The following is an 18,290-nucleotide window of genomic DNA, read 5'->3' as shown; positions in this document are numbered from 1 at the left end:
GTTTAGGCAATATTAATCTCCGGCAAATTCTCGAATTTGTAATGATTTTCATCGTCCACATCGAGCACAATGATGGCTTCTTTATTGATAGTGCCTCCGAGAATCATTTTTGAAAGTTCATTCATGATGTTTCTCTGAATTACTCTTTTGAGTGGCCTTGCTCCAAAAACTGGATCATAACCTTCTTCTCCGAGCTTATCTAAAGCGGCCTCTGTGGCTTCTATCAAGATACCTTGCTCTTGCAAACGGGCTTTGATGGCATCAAACTGTATGGCCACAATCTTCCTGATTTCGTTTCTTCCCAATGGATCGAACAATACTATTTCGTCGATACGGTTCAAAAACTCAGGTCTAACGCTGGCTTTTAGCAATTCCATCACTTGGTCTTTGGCTTCGTCTTTGAAGTATTTCTCCCAAGCATCTGGAGCACCTTTTAATGCTTCCATGTATTTTTCTTGGATAAAATGACTACCAATGTTCGAAGTCATGATGATGATGGTATTCTTAAAATTGGCAACACGGCCTTTATTATCGGTCAAGCGTCCATCGTCTAAAACTTGCAAAAGCACATTCCATACATCTGGGTGAGCTTTTTCTATCTCATCCAGCAATATCACGCTGTAAGGTTTGCGTCTAACGGCCTCTGTAAGTTGTCCGCCTTCGTCATAACCCACGTACCCTGGAGGAGCTCCTACCAAACGGCTTACTGTATGTTTTTCTTGGTACTCACTCATGTCGATACGCACCATGGCGTTGTCGTCATTGAAGAGATAATTGGCCAGCGTTTTCGCTAACTCGGTTTTACCAACACCAGTACTTCCCAAAAATAAGAAACTGCCAATCGGTTTTTTAGGATCTTGCATGCCTGCACGTGAACGTCTAACCGCATCTGAAACCAACTCAATGGCTTCTTTTTGTCCGGCGACACGTTTTTCAAGCTCATCCTCGAGATGCAAGAGCTTTTCGCGGTCGCTTTGAAGCATTTTAGAAACCGGTATCCCTGTCCATTTGGCCACCACCATGGCAATATCTTCTGCCGTAACTTCCTCGTTGATAAGGTTGTCTTTATCTATATTTTTAGCCGAAAGTTCTACCAACCGAGTTTCTGCTTCAGGCAATTGCCCATAACGAATCTGAGCTACTTTTCCATAATCGCCTGAGCGTTCAGCTTGGTCTGCGTCGAATTTCAGTTGTTCTATTTTCTCTTTAAGCGTTCTTACTTCGTTTACTTTACCTTTTTCAGAATCCCACTTGGCTTTTAGGCTATTGAAAGTTTCGTTGAGTTCGGCTATTTCTTTGCTCAAGTTATTTTCTTTCTCTTTGTCATTTTCACGCCTAATGGCCTCACGCTCAATCTCCAACTGCATAATACGTCTGCGAAGTTCGTCCATATTTTCAGGCATCGAGTCCATTTCCAAACGCAATTTAGCTGCAGATTCGTCCATCAAATCGATGGCTTTATCTGGCAAAAATCTATCCGAAATATACCTACTCGAAAGCTCCACAGCTGCTATCACAGCATCGTCTTGAATTCTTACTCCATGGTGTACTTCATATTTTTCTTTGATTCCTCTCAGAATAGAAATAGCATCTGCAATATCAGGCTCATCTACCACAACAGCCTGAAAACGTCTTTCTAGAGCCTTGTCTTTTTCAATATATTTTTGGTATTCTTTCAGAGTAGTGGCTCCAATTGCGTGCAATTCTCCTCGAGCCAATGCTGGCTTGAGCAAGTTGGCAGCATCCATGGCTCCTTCTCCTCCACTACCTGCACCTATCAAAGTGTGAATCTCGTCTATAAAAAGAATAATTTCTCCTTCAGAATCAGTCACTTCTTTGATAACAGCTTTGAGACGTTCTTCAAACTCACCCTTATATTTGGCACCCGCCACGAGCAAGCCCATGTCGAGCGAAATCACGATTTTTGATTTCAAGTTTTCAGGCACATCGCCTTGTACAATACGTTGTGCGAGACCTTCCACAATGGCTGTTTTACCTACTCCAGGCTCGCCAATCAACATCGGATTGTTTTTGGTACGCCTAGACAAAATCTGTAAAACCCTCCTAATCTCCTCATCTCGCCCTATCACTGGGTCAATTTTGCCTTGCTCCGCCAAATCATTCAAATTTTTGCTGTATCGAGAAAGGGCTTGGTACTTGTTTTCTGCGTTTTGATCTTTCACTGGATTGTTTTTTCCTCTAAGTTCTATGATAGCTTTTTTTATGTCTGTTTCTTTAATGCCTTCAGATTTGAGCAAATTAGCCGTTTGGTCATTTCCACCCAAAATGCCTAAAAACAACAACTCCACACTTATAAATTCGTCACCGAATTCCTTTATATAAGTCTGGGCCTTGGTCATGGCTTTGTTTAAATCATTCCCCAAAAATGGCTGATTCCCTCCCGAAACTCTTGGATAAGCCTCCACGATGGGGTCTAGCTTTTTCAAAAAACCTTCTGGACTAATGCCGTATTTTTTTAGAAGAAACGAACTCGTATTGGGTTCTTCTTCCAGGATGGCTTTAAGCAGATGACCAGTTTCCACAGCTTGCTGAGAAAACCCTTGAGCTATTTGAGCAGCCTGCTGAATTAGCTCTTGCGATTTAATTGTGTATTGATTGAAATTCATTTTTTTAAGATTTTAGCAATTAGCTTTAAGCTTTAAAATAAAATGTAATATCATTCAATCGTCAAATTTGGTGCGAGATTATTTTTTCGGAAAAAATGACTTGAAAATTAGATTTTTGAGTGAACTAAAATGCCAGAATGGCTGATTTACAATAAATAAGGAGCAGAAGATGTGCTATTTTGTCTGAATTTGGATAGCATTTTTTAAACAGAGAGATTCACAGAGTTTTCTCACATTTCGCTCATGAGTTTCACGGAGTTTTTCGCTTAGCTCATTAGATTGTTCGCTTCATAAACCAAGTTTACACTTTGAGTTCTATGTGACTATGTGTTTTAATCTAGCCAAAAGAAATTTCTCAAAACATGAATCCAGCAGGTCTGACCTTTGTCCTATTAAAACTTTCTTGGCAAGGAAAACATTGTTCAGTTTTATTCCAGCCCAAGCTGTAGGGTTCTACAATTATTGGCTTAGGAGTTGAGCGATTTCTTTCGACATTTATCTGATGCTCATAAACATCTGATACATAAAATATCCCCAAGACCTCCTCTGAAGGATCACTTGCATTTTTCATGTTTCCTCTGATAGATTTCGGAGTGGCGTCAAAAAGTCCACCGCTATTTTTCGATTGTTCCTTTATGGCATTCCAAAACTTGTAGGCATCCTCGGTCAAAGAGTATTGATTGACAACCAAATAATAGGGCGTATTGTTGTCAAAAGGCACAGTGGCTACATGCTGACGAATGATACTGTTGCCGTTAATAAGTCTATCATTGGCCAACTGAAAGGCATCATCGTTCTTCACTTTTTCATAGCATGGCTCACAACATTTGTCCACAAAAGATTGTGTAACTGCACCACCTTGACCATAAATATACCATTCTCGGCAATAATTGATTTGTTTTACATGATAGGTATCCCACTTGTAAAAATCCTTCGAAGTAGGTGAATCTTTTGTATCGATAGAAACCAAAAACTCCCCTACTACCTTAGATGGACGTCCCAGTTCTCTAAATTCTATATTTACTTTGTCGATTTTTGTAACGGGTACAGGAGACTCAAGACTGGACTCATACTTTCTACCGTCTAAAACCTCCACTGTCAGTTTGTATTTTCGACCCAACTCCGCCTTAATTTTATTCACCGACCTATAATTGTACCCTTCTCTGGTTTTAATCTGGTTGTTGGGTTCTATTTCATCATAAAACTCAAAAACTTTGCCTTGGTCATCCGTGATTTTCACTTTTGCCCTAGTTACCAAATTCTTAAAATTATTGCCCTCAGAGTTATAAGGAGCATCATAAGTTAAGTAAACATACTGATAATCGAGCTTTGTAGTAAACTGTGCCTCCACTACTAACCTGAGTTTATCACTAGTGAGTTTAGGGTCATAAAGGTCAACGCAGGCAACCAAAAGAACCGACAAACACAAAAAACCGATATTTTTATTGAATATTTTCATTAAAATTTGAAGTTATAAGTCACTGATGGAATCATGGTTCCTAAAACCGAAAGCTTGTAAATATCTACTTTTGAATAAAACTGATTATAAGGATTTTTAGACCTGAAAAAGACCGAATAGGCATTTTTACGGGCCATCACATTATAAAGAGACACGTTCCACGAACCACGATAGCCCGTGGTGCGATAAGGATGCGACTCAATATTCATGGCCAAATCCAGTCTTAAATAATTGGGTATTTGCGATTGGTTACGACTGTTATAATAAGGTAAAACCGAGCCACTCGTATAAAATTTTGAAGCTGGATAAGTGATGGCCCTACCCGAACTAAAGTTCAAATTGCTAGAAAACGAAACCTTTCTGCTCACTTGGCAAGACCCAATGGCATTAAAACTATGCGGTCTATTAAAAATCGGAGGAAAATACTCTCCATTGTTAATCGTTTCTTCTTCAGTTGGGCCAGCTACTTTTATTCTGGTTTGAGAGTAAGTATAACTTAGCCACCCTGTGAAAGTCCCCAAATTCTTCTTTAAAAAAAACTCAGCACCATATGCATAGCCATCGCCTTGTAAAATGGCAGTTTCGGGGAATTTATTCAACAGAAGCGTTTCTCCGTCTTTATACTCTACGACATCATATAGTTTTTTATAAAATACCTCTACCGAAGCTTCTGAAGACTTTTCTTTGAAGTTTTTGAAATAGCCCATAGAAAACTGGTCAGCCATTTGGGGTTTTATGTAGGTATCACTGAGTTTCCATCTATCTGTGGGCAATGCGGCGGTGGTTCCAGACAATAATTGTATAAACTGCTTCATGCGATTCGCACTAAATTTAAGGCTTGAGGAGGCCGAAATATTGTAGTTTAGCGAAAGCCTTGGTTCAAAACTCCCATAGCTTTGCACCACTTTACCCTTGTCATAGGCCACCGAATCCACGAGATTTATCTGAGATATTGGTTTACCAGGTTCATAATTATAAACCGTTGCAGCACCCAAAGCTTGATAAGAAACATATCGGACACCAACGCCTAAATTTACTTTCTTCGAAATCTCTATCTTATCGTTTATAAAAATAGCAGTTTCAATACCACTTTCTGGATTAAGTTTTATTAAGTTTTTGTTAGAAGTTGGTAAGGTAGGCTCCATCAAACCTGGCTGTATATCGTATCTGTTAAACTGAAAACCAAAATCTATCTCGTTTTTGGGATTGAGATTATAGGTGGCTATGCCTTTTACGCTTTTGTAAACGATGTTATAATTCAAATTAAATGCCGTTAAAGAATCAGAATTGATTATGTCAGCATCATAATTAGAATAGACTCCCACCAAACGAGTAGAGAATTTTTGGCCAAAATAATGTGACCAAGAAGCTGTAGCATTGGTGGTTCTCCAGTCATAAAGTGCATCTCCATTTTCGTCAATGGCCGAAATGGAATCTTTGGCAAGCTTAAACTGGTCTTTTCCTTGAAATGCCGAAAGTGAAATTCTGTCTTTGGTGGTGGGTCTATATTCCAATTTCGCTGTTAGGTCATAGAAATTTGCCTTGCTACCTGCCAACCTTTTGATTTTTATCACCTGCATTAGTTGATCAATATAAGAAATCCTACCCGCCACATACATGCTCATTTTGTCTTTTATAATGGGCGTTTCTATCAATAATCTACTACTGATGGTTCCTACCCCACCATTGATAGACAACTTCGTGGCATTGGCATCTTTGAGGTTTACATTCAAAACCGAAGAAATTCTTCCTCCAAACTGTGCTGGAATACCTCCTCTATAAAAGTTAAAATCTCTGAAAGCATCTGGATTAAACACCGAAAAGAAGCCCATCAAATGACTCGAATTGAAAATCGGGGCTTCGTCTAAAAGTATGAGGTTTTGATCAATATTACCGCCTCTTACATTAAAACCTGAGGCTCCCTCACCTACACTCGTTACACCTGGAAGTGTGTAAAGGCTTTTAATAATGTCTATTTCTCCTAGCAATGAGGGCAGTTTTTTGAGTGTCCGGCTACTCAAAGTAGTCATTCCAGTACCCAATCTTTTCACATTTTGCTCTGAACTATTGGCACTAATTCTTACTTCCTCCAGCTCATTTACTTTTTCGTCCAACAGAAAATCCATCACAGCGTCTCTTCTGATATCTATTTTTTGATATTTCTTGAAATAAGATTGGTGAGAAATGTCCAAAAGATAACTTCCCACTGGAATGGTCATTTCGTAATAGCCGCTAGAATCGGTGGACGTTCCAATACCATTTTCGGTAATGATAAGGTTTACACCAAAAATGGGTTGCTTGCTTTCATTTTGTTTAATCGTTCCTTTGATTTTTACTTTTTTCTGAGAAAAACTCACAAAAGGATGTAGAATAAGAAAAATCAAACACAGGGTCTTTAGAGCTGAATTCATAAATTCTCAATCAATAAATTTATTCTTTGTTGATATACTGTCTGTTAAAATCTTCATAAACTGTGGTTTCGGAATCTCAATGGCTCCAAAACGCTTTACGTTGTCGTTTATAAATTGTGTGTCTAAAAGTTTGAATTTTCTTTGTTTAAGGTTTTCCAATAAATAATGAAAGGCTACTTTAGAGGCGTTGGGCACTTTATGAAACATAGACTCTCCAAAAAAAGCTGAACCCACCGATACACCATAAAGTCCACCTACCAAAATCTCCTCCTGATAAACCTCCACAGAATGAGCAAAACCCAATTTATGTAAATTACAGTAAGAATCAATGATATCTTGCGAAATCCAAGTTTCGTCGCCTTCAAATCTTGGTAAAGCACAATTTTTCATAACTTCTTTAAAATTCTTATTGAAAGCCACCTCAAAAATCTTTTGGTTGAGTGTGGGCCTCAAAGACTTAGAAGGCTTGTAACTGTCTATAGGTATTACCGCTCTTGGGTCTGGAGAATACCAATAAATTTCACCTTCTTGGCTGTCGGCCATTGGAAAAATACCATTGCAATAACCATATAGTAAGTCGTCCGTGGAAATTTTCGTCATACATGCTATTTAGTCAATAAGCCAAATACAATCATCTGAATGTCCTTGTTCTTTCCACTCCACCAATACCCGTTGGGAGTCTAGAGTATTGACTTTTTTTCCAGCAAAATTGGCTTGAATAGGCAGGTCTCTATTATATTTTCTATCGATGAGGCACAGCAGTTCCACCTTTTCTGGTCTTCCAAATGCCTGCATGGCATCTATGGCCGCTCTAACCATACGGCCAGTGGCAAGAACATCATCTATCAGAATAACCTTTTTATTCTCAATAATAAAATTTATTTGGGTCGAGTTAGGCTTAAGAATATTTCCTTTACGCTTGAAATCATCTCTATAAAAAGTTGCATCCAAATAGCCCAAAGGAATATTGATACCAAAATCATCTTTTAGAAATCGGGCAATTCTCTCAGCTAGGAAAATCCCACGCGGTTGTAGTCCAATCAATACCGTATCCTCCAATGGATCATGATTCTCGATGATTTCTTGACAAAGTCGTTTTAAGGTGATATCCAACAATGGCTGATTGAGTATGAGCCGCTTTTTTTGCATTCCAAAAATTAATTATCAACAAAAATATTAGTTATTTTGTAAAAAACACATTTTTCAAAAATAATATAATGAAGTATTTGATAGTGGGATTGGGCAATATCGGACCAGAATATGCATTTACAAGACACAACGCCGGCTTTATGGTTTTAGATAGATTGGCTGCCAAAGAAAATCTCGACTTCAAGATTGACCGTTTAGCCAGTGTTGCAGAATATAAATATAAAAGTAGAACCATCACACTCATAAAACCTACTACTTATATGAACTTAAGCGGCAAGGCTCTGCAATATTGGATGAATCAGCTGAAGGTTCCAATCAAAAACGTAATGGTGTTGGTAGACGACTTGGCATTGCCACTAGGAAAACTACGAATAAAACCCAAAGGCTCAAGTGCAGGACACAATGGACTGAAAAACATAGAGTTAGTTTTGGGAAATGATAATTACCCCCGATTAAAAATAGGAATTGGCTCTGATTTCCCCAAAGGAAGGCAGGTAGATTACGTTTTAGGAAAGTTTTCTGACAACGATATGATCAATTTATTGCCAAAATTAGACAAAGCAATCGAGATGATTTTGAGCTTTTGTACTGTCGGAATTGCCCCTACTATGAACTTTCTGAACGAATAGTTGTACTTTTTCAAGAACTTTCAATTTTACTAGAAATAAAAATATTTCCTATGTTAATTTAATTTAAACAAAATATTATTTCTTCCATAACTCAAGAATACGACATGAAAGTTTAATTAAAATTGTTTTATTCATTTTTTCAATACATTATTTGGTTTAAGATACCATACAAAATTTGGCGGTTAAATTAAAACCCTTCAATTTTGCAGAGTAATTCACGAAAGAAAAATAGACAAAAACATGAAGAAGCAATTTAAAGCGGTTATTTTAGCACTAGTATTTGGAACAGTTTCAGGCAGTGCACAAGTTGGATATGCCAACAACATTTCAGGAGACAGATTAGCGGTAAACAGTGCAGCGGAGTTCTCAACATTTGTTAAATCAAAGGCGAGAAAAGTATCTAGAAAGAACGATGAGGATTTGAAAAAATATTTGGAAGTAGTTAATCTATACCACACTTCGTCCGTAGCGTTCTACAACTTAAACGAAGCTCAAAAGGCTGAGTTTATGGAAGCTTCAGCAACCATAAGTCAAAAACTTAATGGATTAAGCAGAAAAGAAGCGAAAGCTTGGGCTCAGAAAGTACAATTGAACAAATCAGTGTTCGAATTTATCTGGTCTAGCAAAAAATCAATCAATACAGATGCTGAAATGGTAGAACTACCTTCTTCAGTAGTAGCGATTACAAGTTTATAATATTAGATTTTTTTCATAGTTTAATAGGTTAGGGTTGAATATATACTTAGCCCGGTTTCTTTGAAACCGGGCTTAAGTTTTTTTAAAGGCGTTCGATTGACAATTGATTCGATTCTTGGGCTGAGCGTAGTCGAAGCCACTAATTTCTTCGATTTTAGTTTTAACTGTTACAAAGTAATTCTAATTGCATTAAACTGAAAACCAATCTACCAATACCTAATTTACCAATAACTAATTTACCAATAACTAATCTACCAATAACTAATCTACCAATCCACCATCTCTCAAATATTCCCTCCGACTTTTAATCCACTTGGGACTTTCTTGGGAATGGTTTTGTCATATGATTCGTCATTCAGTGTCCCTAAGAACTCTACAATAGCTGATATGTCTTTGAAGTCGACTTTGAGTTTCGCAATTTTTGGATCAATCTGTGAAGCATTTACTTTAGGATTGGCAATGAGATTTCCTGCTAAATCTTCATAAAACTCAAGGACATGTTTCAATGTTTTGAGTTTACCTGAATGCATGTATGGAGCTGTTAGTCGCAAATTCCTTAAACTTGGCGTTCTGAAAGCATATTTATTGTCTTTTCCCATGTCAGAAAAACCTAACTTTTCGTTGTCTGGCACCCCCAAAACATGTAATTGAAAATCAGAAAACATGGGACCGTTGTGGCAAGCGATACATCCTGATTTCCCGAAGGCTTTCATTCCTTCTATTTCGTTGAAAGAAAGAGCAGTTTCATCACCTCTCAAATATTTATCAAACCTAGAATTGTTTGCAACTATCGTTCTTTGATAAGTTGCCAGAGCCTTACCGAGATTTTCAATACTTACACTGTTTTGAGACTCAAAGGCTTTTTCAAATAAAGTATTGTAAGTTTTATTGCCTTTTAATCGTTCAACTATTTTGTCCAAAATAATGTCCTCTGAAATTTCTTTTCCACGCATTTCCTCCATCGTCTTTATGGGTTCCAATGCTTGTTTTTCCAAACTTTCAGCTCTTAGATCCCAAAACATAGGGGCTTTTGAAGGCTCAATTTTTCCGTCTTGCAACAATCCATTAAAGGCAACATTCACTACGGTTTGTGAGTTTCTTTTAACAAACGGAATACTATTTGGAGTTTTGAAAGCTCTTTTACTCCCAAAACCATGGCCATTGACACCAATACTTAACTCTAAATTCTCAGCAAAACCAAACTCTGGATGATGACACGTAGCACATGCAACATCCTTATTTCCAGAAAGAATTGGGTCAAAAAACAGTAATTTTCCCAATTCTGATTTCTCTTTTGTAATGGGATTGTCTTTAGGAAAAGGAATTTCCAAAGGTAAAGCAGCTATTATATCATTACTTTCTTCCACGATTTGTTCTTTCTCATTAGATTTTTTACATCCAAAAGAGAAAAGAAATACCAGACAAATTGAAAGTAAGCTTTTATCCATTCAAAAAAATAGAGAAGTAAAAATAGAAAAAGTTAGTGGATAGTTTTATGTTGGTAATCAGGTTTTGTACATTCAAATCAAAAAAAGCCGACCGAAGTCAGCTTTTTTATTGTATTAAATATCAAACAACTATCAAATCACCTCCAAAATCCTCTCCATAGCTACTTCATAGCCAATTTTTTCTTTCAAGTCTGAAATGGCGATTCTTTCTTGTTCCATGCTGTCACGGTGGCGAATGGTTACGGTGTTATCTTCCATGGTTTGGTAATCTACCGCTATACAATAGGGTGTACCAATCAAATCTTGACGGGTGTAACGCTTACCAATAGCACCACCATCATCATAAATGGTTCTGAAACTTGATTTTAGTGAGTTAGCTATTTCTTGGGCTTTTTCGGCTAGGCCGTCTTTTTTAACCAATGGCAACACAGCAGCCTTAATTGGAGCCAATGCTGGATGAAGCTTCAGATAAGTTCTTTCTTTTTCGCCCGTTTCTTGCGTAAAAGCATTGCAAAAAGTAGCCAAAAATAATCTATCGGCCCCAACCGATGTCTCTACCACGTAAGGAATATAATTTCCAATGGCTTTACCATCTTCACCCAATTCTGGGTCAAAATATTGCTGTTTTTTCTTCGAAAGTTCTTGGTGGTTTTTCAAATCAAAATCAGTTCTAGAGTGAATTCCCTCTATTTCTCTGAAACCGAACGGAAACTGATATTCGATATCTACAGCCGCATTGGCATAATGAGCCAATTTATCATGGTCATGATATTTCAATTTTTCAGCAGGCAAACCTATCGCTTTGTGGAATTTCAAACGTGTTTCTTTCCATGTATTGTACCATTCCATTTCGGTACCAGGTTTGATAAAAAATTGCATTTCCATTTGTTCAAATTCACGCATACGGAAAATAAACTGACGAGCAACTATCTCATTTCTAAAAGCTTTACCGATTTGGGCAATACCAAATGGTACTTTCATTCTACCCGATTTTTGCACATTCAAGAAGTTCACAAAAATACCTTGAGCAGTTTCTGGTCTTAAATAAATGTTACTTGAATCTTCGGCCACCGAACCCACTTGCGTAGAAAACATCAAGTTAAACTGACGAACTTCCGTCCAATTCAAAGTTTTAGAAATTGGGCAAACGATTTTTTCTTCGATAATCAATTCTCTTACTTCATCCAATTTCTCAGCACCAAGCAAAGCTCCCATTTTAGCCAAAAGTGCAGCAGCTTTTTCAGGCTCACCAGCGGCTTCGTATTCCTCTGCTTTGCCTTCCAACAACTGATCGGCACGGTATCTTTTTTTGGAATCTTTGTTATCAATCATCGGGTCGTTAAAACCATCCACATGACCAGAAGCTTTCCAAGTAAGCGGATGCATAAAAATGGCCGCATCAATCCCCACAATATTGTCATGCAGCTGTGTCATGGCTTTCCACCAAACTTGCTTTAAATTATTTTTTAACTCAACACCATTCTGACCGTAGTCGTAAACGGCCTGAAGTCCATCGTATATTTCAGAGGACGGAAACACAAATCCGTACTCTTTGGCGTGGCTGATAATATCTTGTAAAGTAGTAGCTGGGGCAGACGCTTGGCTCATAAAAACTTTTAATAATTATAAATAAAGTACAAATTTAAAAAATTATGCTTTAATGCTTGCATAAAAACTGCAATCAAAACAGTATGAATATGAAAAATTGTAAGTGAGAAGAGGAAATTATGGATAGGTAAGTAATATGGATACGAATCATTTCAAAAAAAGATAACAAACCAATTTACAAATAACAAATCTGCAAATTACCAATCCACCAGTTGCCAATCTACATAAACCTATCCCCACTAATTCTCCGTTTGCCCAATAGCTCCGTCATAAACCGATTTGATATTGGACATTTCTTTAATTAAAAAAGACTGCAATTCTTCGTTGAAAATAACCTTATCAGACTCTTCCAAATCATTATAATAATCTTTCAACTCTTTGTTTATCGCTAGCTTTTCAGCCTCCGAACTGGCGTTCATGGCTCTTACATGATATTTTTTAAAATCAAACTTCCCCATCATTCAAACGATTTAATAATACTTCCAGAAGATTTAACGTCTAAATATAACTCCTCTCCCATTCTTATTGCCAAATTCTTATTTTCATGGCCAAATCCAAAACCAAACGCAACTGGATAGTAGGAATCTGAGGTATGTTCCAGAATAATTTCCTCTATATTCTTACCAAAAGGCTCATCATTATCCTTACAATCAGAGAAATCCCCTACAACCAAACCCGCCAAATATTGAAGTTTACCTGCTCTTTTTAATTGAACAAGCATTCTGTCTAGGTTATAATAATATTCCGAAACATCCTCCAAAAAAAGAATCTTGCCGTCATAATTTATATCCGACTTTGAGCCAATGGAATGTACCATTAGAGCTAAATTGCCTCCAATCGCTTCTCCCTGACCTTCTCCAAGTTTATTTGAAGGCGATGGGTCAAAAGCATACAAATACATTTCTCCAAATAGGGCTGCCCTTAGCGATTCATTGGATGCTTGGTGATAAGTCATAGTTTTAGCCATTACACCATGTAAAGACTGAAAACCCAAGCTATTGACATGCAACAACATAGCAGTCAAATCAGAAAAGCCACAGATCCATTTAGGTGAGACTTTAAACTTATCAAAATTCAAATCATCTATGATTTTAGAGCTACCATAACCTCCACGGGCAGACAAAATAAGTTTTATGGTTGAATCGTCCAGAAAACTTTGAAACTCAGAAGTTCGATTTTCTAAAGTATCCGAAAAATCATGGAATTTACTTCCAACGGTATGACCAATAATGACTTCTAGTCCCCAACTTTGAAGGATTTGTATACCAATTTCTATCGATTCTCGAGCTAGTTTGCTGGCGGGAGCAGTAATTGCAATTTTATCACCTTTTTTGAGATATGGAGGTGCCGTAAGCATATTTAAATAAATACTACGTCATTGATGACTTGTTCACCAATTTCTGTGTTGAGTAGTTGAATAAGCTTGGTTTTAGCCAAAAGGAGCTCTTGGCTTAAAGGAGCGGAGTTCAGTCTTATAAACAAAACTCCGCTTTTGATATATATCTTTTCGGTGCGTTTTGCAATGCTCGCACCCATTATTCTCTCCCAATACGCTACCAAATACGTCTCATTAAACTTCGATTTGAGGTTATAGACTTTCAAGAAAGACTCAAAAGCGTCTTTCATGGGTATTGATTTCGTATTTCGGGCTGAATATGACATTATTTCTTTTTGGCAATAGCCGATTTTTCAAAAGTCAATTTTGCTCCACCACCAGCTGAAATCGTAACCGTAGTTTCGTCTGTTGACATTACTTTGCCATGTAAACCACCCGCTGTAACAACATCGTCACCAGCCTTGAGGGCATCTACCATTTTTTGTTGTTCTTTTTGCTTTTTTTGTTGTGGTCGGATCATGAAAAAATACATCACCACAAACATACCCACCATCATGAGCAAAAATCCCATATTTCCGCCTGCTTGTAAAATCGTCATTATTGTTCGTTTTTATTTACTATTACATCAAAACTAACTACTTCGGATCCATTGACTGCATTAGAAGTAACCGTTACATATTTTTTATTTATTCCTACTTTTCCGGCACTGTTGAATTCAACTTTAATCTCGCCAGTTTTACCAGCACCAATTGGTCTTTCTGGTTTTTCAGCTACCGTGCAGCCACATGTAACATCCACACTAGCAATATTCAATGGCATAGAACCCACGTTCTTAAATTTAAAAACAGTACTTACTATTTCTCCTTCTTTGATTTCGCCAAAATCATGATTGGGATTTTCGAATTCTATCTTAGCAGAATCACTTTGAGATTCTCCACTGGCTGAATCGGTATTAAATGTAAAATTGCATTGCCAAAAGCTCAATGCAATAAATAGAATTAAAATAGTAGCTAAGCCTTTTTTCATTATGCCTTAGATTTTATTTGGTTCATTAAATTTTCTACATCTTCAAGAAGTCTCTCAGCTTTTTGACGTGCCTCGTTAACAACTTTTTGCCCTTCAGCTTTGGCCTCACTACTACCTCCCGACATTTCGGTGGCTACTTCGTCGCCTCTTTCTATCAAATCGGCTATAAATGCCTCTAACTGACCACGGTATTGTGATAATTTAGACGCCAGTTTGTCACGGGTAACTTCGCCTTTGTCTGGTGCATACAATATACCTATCGCTGTACCAGCGGCCAATCCCGCCAAAAATGCTATGAATGATTTAGATGAACTGCTCATGATTGAAAATTTTCTTAAAATTATTCTAAATTTAAAAACTAGACAAACACTTTCAATTTTATTTGTTGTCAAGCATTCCTCTGCCAGTTTTCTTTATTAATCCCCGTGAAGTTAGGTCTTTATTTACCGAATCCAAAATACCATTTATAAATTGTCCACTCTTAGCAGAGCTATAGTTTTTCGAAATCTCAATGATTTCATTGATGGTAACTTTAACCGGTATACTTGGATAGTGCATAAGCTCACAAACAGCCATTTTTAGCAAAACTCTATCTGTTTCAATGATTCTTTCGATTTCCCAGTTTTTGAGAAATGGCACCAAAATACCTAGAATTTCTTTTTCTTCAGTTACCGTTTGCTTGAAAAATGACTTCAAAAAATCTTTGCTTTCTTCCCAAACTTCGTCCAATTTTTCAACCACCACACCTTCGGTTTCAACAAAATCATTGATGGTGTGGAACAACATTGTGCGGAGAATCTCCTTGTCCTCTACCCAAAAAATGCTCATTTTCTCGAAAAACTCTGAACAAACTTCGTGTTTCAGTAATATATTTTTAATGATATATTTCACAATGGCCACGTCATCCTCCGAAGTTCGATTGATAATCCCCTCGTATTCCTGAATGTGTGCATTGCCTTTAAGAGCCTCGTTATAAACTCTATTGATAAAAATACGCTCATTTTCCCAGTTGATAGATCTTTTTAAGGAAATATGTTCTAAATCTTTTGAGTTTCTGAGGGCCAGAATGACTTTATTGGTAGAAAGTTTACCAATTCCATCATATTTGTGACCGATTTCGGAGAGAAGATTTAACAAATAAAGATAGATATCATACACTTTTTCAGCGTCTAATACACTTTGAAGGGCATAAAAATCGTAATCTTTCTTGTTCTTGAGTTTTAGATATTCGCGGGCTTTCCCCAATACGCTCTTAACTTCAGCTGGCAGGGTATCGTCTGAAGGAAAAATACCAGCGTTTACTTCGTCTGAAAAAAGTGACTGTGTAAGTTTCAACAAACCTGTAAGTTTGTTCCTGTCTTGTTTTTCCATTGAATTCAAGTCAGGAGCAAAAGATTCTGCAATGACATCTTGAGCTAGTTGGAAATTTGCACCTTTTGATTTTTCAAAAGCATACAAAGTTTGCATTACCCTGATTCGAATTAGTCGACGATTAAGCATATTGTTTCAAAGAACTTTTCATTTCGGGTACAAAGATAAAAAAAAGATAGCTATTTTTAAGTCTTAATGAGATTTGAAGTTTAAAATCTCAAAAATAAAGCTCAAAACCATTTCATAAACTACTATTTACAAGAGAATTGCGACTTTATGACCTCAAAAAAAAATAAAAATTCTAAATGGGTACTTCCAAAATTATTGGTCTTTTGTGTACTATTATTATTTTCTTCTCTAATTGCATTTGGGCAAAAAACCATAACCAAAGAAGAATTCAAAAAGGATTTAGCCTCAGCAAAAAAGAATATTGAAAAATATCATTTGGGCATATATTATTATGAATCCAAAGAAGAATTTGAGAATAGGTATCTGACCATTATTGAAAATCTTCCCGAAAAACTCAATATTTTGGAAGCCTACAGGCTCACCAATGCGTTTACAGGTGGCATGAAAGATTTACACACCTCTACCCTATTGCCAAAAAACTTCATAGAAAAAAAAGACAGAAAATCCATTCCACTTACCATTCGTAAAGTTGGAGAAAAGTTTTATATACATTTTAATATGTCCTCAGATAGCACGCTGATTAGAGGCTCTGAAGTTATTTCAATAGACGGCGTGTCTGTAAATAAAAACTTTGAAAGCTTTCAAAAACTATGGGGAACAGACAATGGCAATGAAACCAGCAAAAAGTATTATGCCGAACGGCTTTTTGCCAGAAACTACAATTATGTTTACGGAATAAAAGACAGTGTAGACGTAGCCTACAAAAAACCGAACAATGATTCTGTTTTTGTAAAAAAAATAGCTTTTGAAACGCCGAAAGAGGCAACCAAAATACTTAACAAGCGATACAAAAACGTAAGTAGGAAGAATCTCAACTTCAAAATTCTGGATAGTCTAAATCATATTGCTTATTTAGATGTGCTGAGTTTTAAAGAAAAGGGCAATAAATTTGATTTTCCCCAACACCGATTCAAGAAATTGTTAAAAAAACACTTTAAAGCCATCGAAAATAACGAAATCGAGCATCTAATAGTAGACTTTAGATTTAACGGTGGTGGGCTAATCAATAACGTTTCCAGAATCACGAAATATATTGCACCTGAGCCTTTTGAGATCATTGACACGACGTATATAAAAAAGGCTTCTTTTCTGAAAATTTTCCCACCATACTTCATTTTGCCCTATATAGCTGGGAGATTTGTATTCAACAAATTCAATGATGATACCTTTATAAGAGTTGGATCAAAAAGAAAAAAAACCAAACTAGCCAATAAATACCATTACGACAAGAAAATTTATGTTTTGATGGATGGAGGCTCCTATTCTGCTACTACCTTTACCATTGGTTTATGGAAAGACATGAATCGGGCAACTTTCATCGGCATGCAGCCTGGCGGAGCAAACTGGGGTAGTTTTGCGGGGCAGTGGAAAGACATAAAACTCCCAAATTCTAAATTGAAATTGCACATACCCTTAATGAAGATAATTCATGCCCAGCCAAACAAAACCAACAAGACATTTTTTGTGGAACCCGATTATTATGTGGAACAATCTTTTGATGATTTTATTAAACGAAAAGACGCCCAATTGAACTTCACTTTAGATTTGATTAAAAATAAATGAGCAATCTCATGTACTTCGACTTATCATTTGATTAATTTTGTCCTGCTTTAGGTTTCGAAGAAAACAATGAAGAGAAACCCTGCTCGATGCAATCATAATTCAAAACCATAAAATGCAGGAAATCAAAAACCTCATCATCAAAGACATCATACTCGAATGGCGGCAAAAGTACGCTTTCAACGGTATGGTTTTGTATGTGGTTTCTACAGTTTTTATGTGTTACATTAGTTTTAAACTAAAAACCAACAGCATCGAACCTATCACTTGGAATACCCTTTTTTGGATAATTATTCTGTTTTCAGCAGTCAACTCTATCACAAAAAGTTTTATTCAAGAAAAAGCTGGAAGACAACTATATTATTATCAGATTGCCAAACCCAGCTCTATAATTATGGCCAAAATCATTTACAATTTTCTATTAATGGTTTTCTTGGGCTTTTTAGGCTTTTTGATTTACTCCATTTTTATGGGAAACAAAGCCGAAAATCTAGGTTTATATCTATTATCATTGACTTTGGGTGCATTGGGATTTAGTGCTAGTTTGACGCTCATTGCGGGTATTGCCTCAAAATCAGATAATACCTCGGGACTTATGGCTGTGCTAAGTTTCCCAATTTTACTACCTATGCTGAGTATGCTTATAAAACTCTCCAAAAATGCCATGGATGGGTTGGCATTAAGTGCTAGCTATGATGAAATATTGGTCATTTCAGGAATTGATTTAATAGTTATTGCGTTAAGTTATATGTTGTTTCCGTTTCTTTGGAAAAGTTAAAAA

The 18,290-nt window shown here is 36.7% G+C and carries 18 protein-coding genes; 4 read left to right on the top strand and 14 right to left on the bottom strand.

Annotated elements, in window-relative coordinates; all coding sequences use genetic code 11:
• Positions 1-2: 2 nt before the first annotated feature.
• From clpB to pyrR, 5 genes are all read right to left on the bottom strand, one after another.
• Positions 3-2,627 carry an ATP-dependent chaperone ClpB gene (clpB, locus tag EGI24_RS09785; RefSeq protein WP_255048195.1) on the bottom strand — a complete coding sequence of 875 codons (2,625 nt, stop codon included), beginning with the start codon at positions 2,625-2,627 and terminating at the stop codon, positions 3-5.
• Between the two features lie 355 nt (positions 2,628-2,982).
• Positions 2,983-4,086: a DUF4249 domain-containing protein gene (locus EGI24_RS09780; RefSeq protein WP_255048194.1), complete on the bottom strand. Its 1,104-nt coding sequence runs from the start codon at positions 4,084-4,086 to the stop codon at positions 2,983-2,985.
• Positions 4,086-6,497, bottom strand: coding sequence for a TonB-dependent receptor (locus EGI24_RS09775; protein ID WP_255048193.1), 2,412 nt, complete (start codon positions 6,495-6,497; stop codon positions 4,086-4,088). The genes EGI24_RS09780 and EGI24_RS09775 overlap by 1 nt, the downstream gene beginning before the upstream one ends.
• Positions 6,498-6,503: 6 nt before the next feature.
• Positions 6,504-7,097, bottom strand: coding sequence for a leucyl/phenylalanyl-tRNA--protein transferase (aat, locus tag EGI24_RS09770; RefSeq protein WP_255048192.1), 594 nt, complete (start codon positions 7,095-7,097; stop codon positions 6,504-6,506).
• 9 nt (positions 7,098-7,106) lie between these two features.
• Positions 7,107-7,646 (bottom strand): bifunctional pyr operon transcriptional regulator/uracil phosphoribosyltransferase PyrR, encoded by a 540-nt coding sequence (gene pyrR, locus EGI24_RS09765; protein ID WP_255048191.1) that lies wholly within the window; start codon positions 7,644-7,646, stop codon positions 7,107-7,109.
• Between the two features lie 68 nt (positions 7,647-7,714).
• Here pyrR and pth point away from each other — a divergent pair, with 68 nt between their 5' ends.
• Positions 7,715-8,275, top strand: coding sequence for an aminoacyl-tRNA hydrolase (gene pth, locus EGI24_RS09760; protein ID WP_255048190.1), 561 nt, complete (start codon positions 7,715-7,717; stop codon positions 8,273-8,275).
• A 240-nt stretch (positions 8,276-8,515) separates the two neighbouring features.
• Positions 8,516-8,971, top strand: a complete 456-nt coding sequence (locus tag EGI24_RS09755) for a hypothetical protein (protein ID WP_255048189.1) — start codon at positions 8,516-8,518, stop codon at positions 8,969-8,971.
• A 284-nt stretch (positions 8,972-9,255) separates the two neighbouring features.
• Here the strand turns inward: EGI24_RS09755 and EGI24_RS09750 are convergent, their stop codons facing one another.
• The 9 genes from EGI24_RS09750 to nusB all read right to left on the bottom strand — a co-directional run bounded on the left by EGI24_RS09750 (position 9,256) and on the right by nusB (position 15,856).
• Entirely contained in the window at positions 9,256-10,338 is a 1,083-nt protein-coding gene (locus EGI24_RS09750; RefSeq protein WP_255048188.1) for a cytochrome-c peroxidase, read from the bottom strand.
• Positions 10,339-10,551: 213 nt separating this feature from the next.
• Positions 10,552-12,027 carry a glycine--tRNA ligase gene (locus tag EGI24_RS09745; protein ID WP_255048187.1) on the bottom strand — a complete coding sequence of 492 codons (1,476 nt, stop codon included), beginning with the start codon at positions 12,025-12,027 and terminating at the stop codon, positions 10,552-10,554.
• Positions 12,028-12,266: 239 nt separating this feature from the next.
• Positions 12,267-12,485, bottom strand: a complete 219-nt coding sequence (locus EGI24_RS09740; protein ID WP_255048186.1) for a hypothetical protein — start codon at positions 12,483-12,485, stop codon at positions 12,267-12,269.
• Positions 12,485-13,384, bottom strand: coding sequence for an LD-carboxypeptidase (locus EGI24_RS09735; protein ID WP_255048185.1), 900 nt, complete (start codon positions 13,382-13,384; stop codon positions 12,485-12,487). The genes EGI24_RS09740 and EGI24_RS09735 overlap by 1 nt, the downstream gene beginning before the upstream one ends.
• Before the next feature lie 2 nt (positions 13,385-13,386).
• Positions 13,387-13,689 (bottom strand): DUF721 domain-containing protein, encoded by a 303-nt coding sequence (locus EGI24_RS09730; protein WP_255048184.1) that lies wholly within the window; start codon positions 13,687-13,689, stop codon positions 13,387-13,389.
• On the bottom strand, positions 13,689-13,961 hold the full coding sequence (gene yajC / locus EGI24_RS09725; RefSeq protein WP_255038432.1) for a preprotein translocase subunit YajC: 273 nt from the start codon (positions 13,959-13,961) through the stop codon (positions 13,689-13,691). The genes EGI24_RS09730 and yajC overlap by 1 nt, the downstream gene beginning before the upstream one ends.
• Positions 13,961-14,389: a DUF1573 domain-containing protein gene (locus tag EGI24_RS09720; RefSeq protein WP_255048183.1), complete on the bottom strand. Its 429-nt coding sequence runs from the start codon at positions 14,387-14,389 to the stop codon at positions 13,961-13,963. The genes yajC and EGI24_RS09720 overlap by 1 nt, the downstream gene beginning before the upstream one ends.
• Positions 14,389-14,709: a YtxH domain-containing protein gene (locus tag EGI24_RS09715; RefSeq protein WP_255038434.1), complete on the bottom strand. Its 321-nt coding sequence runs from the start codon at positions 14,707-14,709 to the stop codon at positions 14,389-14,391. Before EGI24_RS09715 ends, EGI24_RS09720 begins: the two co-directional genes overlap by 1 nt.
• A gap of 58 nt (positions 14,710-14,767) precedes the next feature.
• Complete coding sequence (gene nusB / locus EGI24_RS09710) at positions 14,768-15,856, bottom strand: transcription antitermination factor NusB (protein ID WP_255048182.1); 1,089 nt, start codon at positions 15,854-15,856, stop codon at positions 14,768-14,770.
• A 180-nt stretch (positions 15,857-16,036) separates the two neighbouring features.
• Here nusB and EGI24_RS09705 point away from each other — a divergent pair, with 180 nt between their 5' ends.
• Positions 16,037-17,512: a S41 family peptidase gene (locus tag EGI24_RS09705; protein WP_255048181.1), complete on the top strand. Its 1,476-nt coding sequence runs from the start codon at positions 16,037-16,039 to the stop codon at positions 17,510-17,512.
• 112 nt (positions 17,513-17,624) lie between these two features.
• Positions 17,625-18,287 (top strand): heme exporter protein CcmB, encoded by a 663-nt coding sequence (locus EGI24_RS09700; RefSeq protein WP_255048180.1) that lies wholly within the window; start codon positions 17,625-17,627, stop codon positions 18,285-18,287.
• Positions 18,288-18,290 lie beyond the last annotated feature (3 nt).

Source organism: Lacihabitans sp. CS3-21 (genome assembly GCF_024343675.1).
GTDB lineage: Bacteria > Bacteroidota > Bacteroidia > Cytophagales > Spirosomataceae > Leadbetterella.
The sequence above is the reverse complement of the archived record's forward strand: the minus strand, read 5'-3'. Positions and strand labels throughout refer to the sequence as shown.

Excerpts from the sequence above, each read along its gene's own strand:
- clpB (WP_255048195.1), bottom strand. The coding sequence starts at position 2,627 with ATGAATTTCAATCAATACACAATTAAATCGCAAGAGCTAATTCAGCAG.
- EGI24_RS09780 (WP_255048194.1), bottom strand. The coding sequence starts at position 4,086 with ATGAAAATATTCAATAAAAATATCGGTTTTTTGTGTTTGTCGGTTCTT.
- EGI24_RS09775 (WP_255048193.1), bottom strand. The coding sequence starts at position 6,497 with ATGAATTCAGCTCTAAAGACCCTGTGTTTGATTTTTCTTATTCTACAT.
- aat (WP_255048192.1), bottom strand. The coding sequence starts at position 7,097 with ATGACGAAAATTTCCACGGACGACTTACTATATGGTTATTGCAATGGT.
- pyrR (WP_255048191.1), bottom strand. The coding sequence starts at position 7,646 with ATGCAAAAAAAGCGGCTCATACTCAATCAGCCATTGTTGGATATCACC.
- pth (WP_255048190.1), top strand. The coding sequence starts at position 7,715 with ATGAAGTATTTGATAGTGGGATTGGGCAATATCGGACCAGAATATGCA.
- EGI24_RS09755 (WP_255048189.1), top strand. The coding sequence starts at position 8,516 with ATGAAGAAGCAATTTAAAGCGGTTATTTTAGCACTAGTATTTGGAACA.
- EGI24_RS09745 (WP_255048187.1), bottom strand. The coding sequence starts at position 12,027 with ATGAGCCAAGCGTCTGCCCCAGCTACTACTTTACAAGATATTATCAGC.
- EGI24_RS09740 (WP_255048186.1), bottom strand. The coding sequence starts at position 12,485 with ATGGGGAAGTTTGATTTTAAAAAATATCATGTAAGAGCCATGAACGCC.
- EGI24_RS09735 (WP_255048185.1), bottom strand. The coding sequence starts at position 13,384 with ATGCTTACGGCACCTCCATATCTCAAAAAAGGTGATAAAATTGCAATT.
- EGI24_RS09730 (WP_255048184.1), bottom strand. The coding sequence starts at position 13,689 with ATGTCATATTCAGCCCGAAATACGAAATCAATACCCATGAAAGACGCT.
- yajC (WP_255038432.1), bottom strand. The coding sequence starts at position 13,961 with ATGACGATTTTACAAGCAGGCGGAAATATGGGATTTTTGCTCATGATG.
- EGI24_RS09720 (WP_255048183.1), bottom strand. The coding sequence starts at position 14,389 with ATGAAAAAAGGCTTAGCTACTATTTTAATTCTATTTATTGCATTGAGC.
- EGI24_RS09715 (WP_255038434.1), bottom strand. The coding sequence starts at position 14,709 with ATGAGCAGTTCATCTAAATCATTCATAGCATTTTTGGCGGGATTGGCC.
- nusB (WP_255048182.1), bottom strand. The coding sequence starts at position 15,856 with ATGCAAACTTTGTATGCTTTTGAAAAATCAAAAGGTGCAAATTTCCAA.
- EGI24_RS09705 (WP_255048181.1), top strand. The coding sequence starts at position 16,037 with ATGACCTCAAAAAAAAATAAAAATTCTAAATGGGTACTTCCAAAATTA.
- EGI24_RS09700 (WP_255048180.1), top strand. The coding sequence starts at position 17,625 with ATGCAGGAAATCAAAAACCTCATCATCAAAGACATCATACTCGAATGG.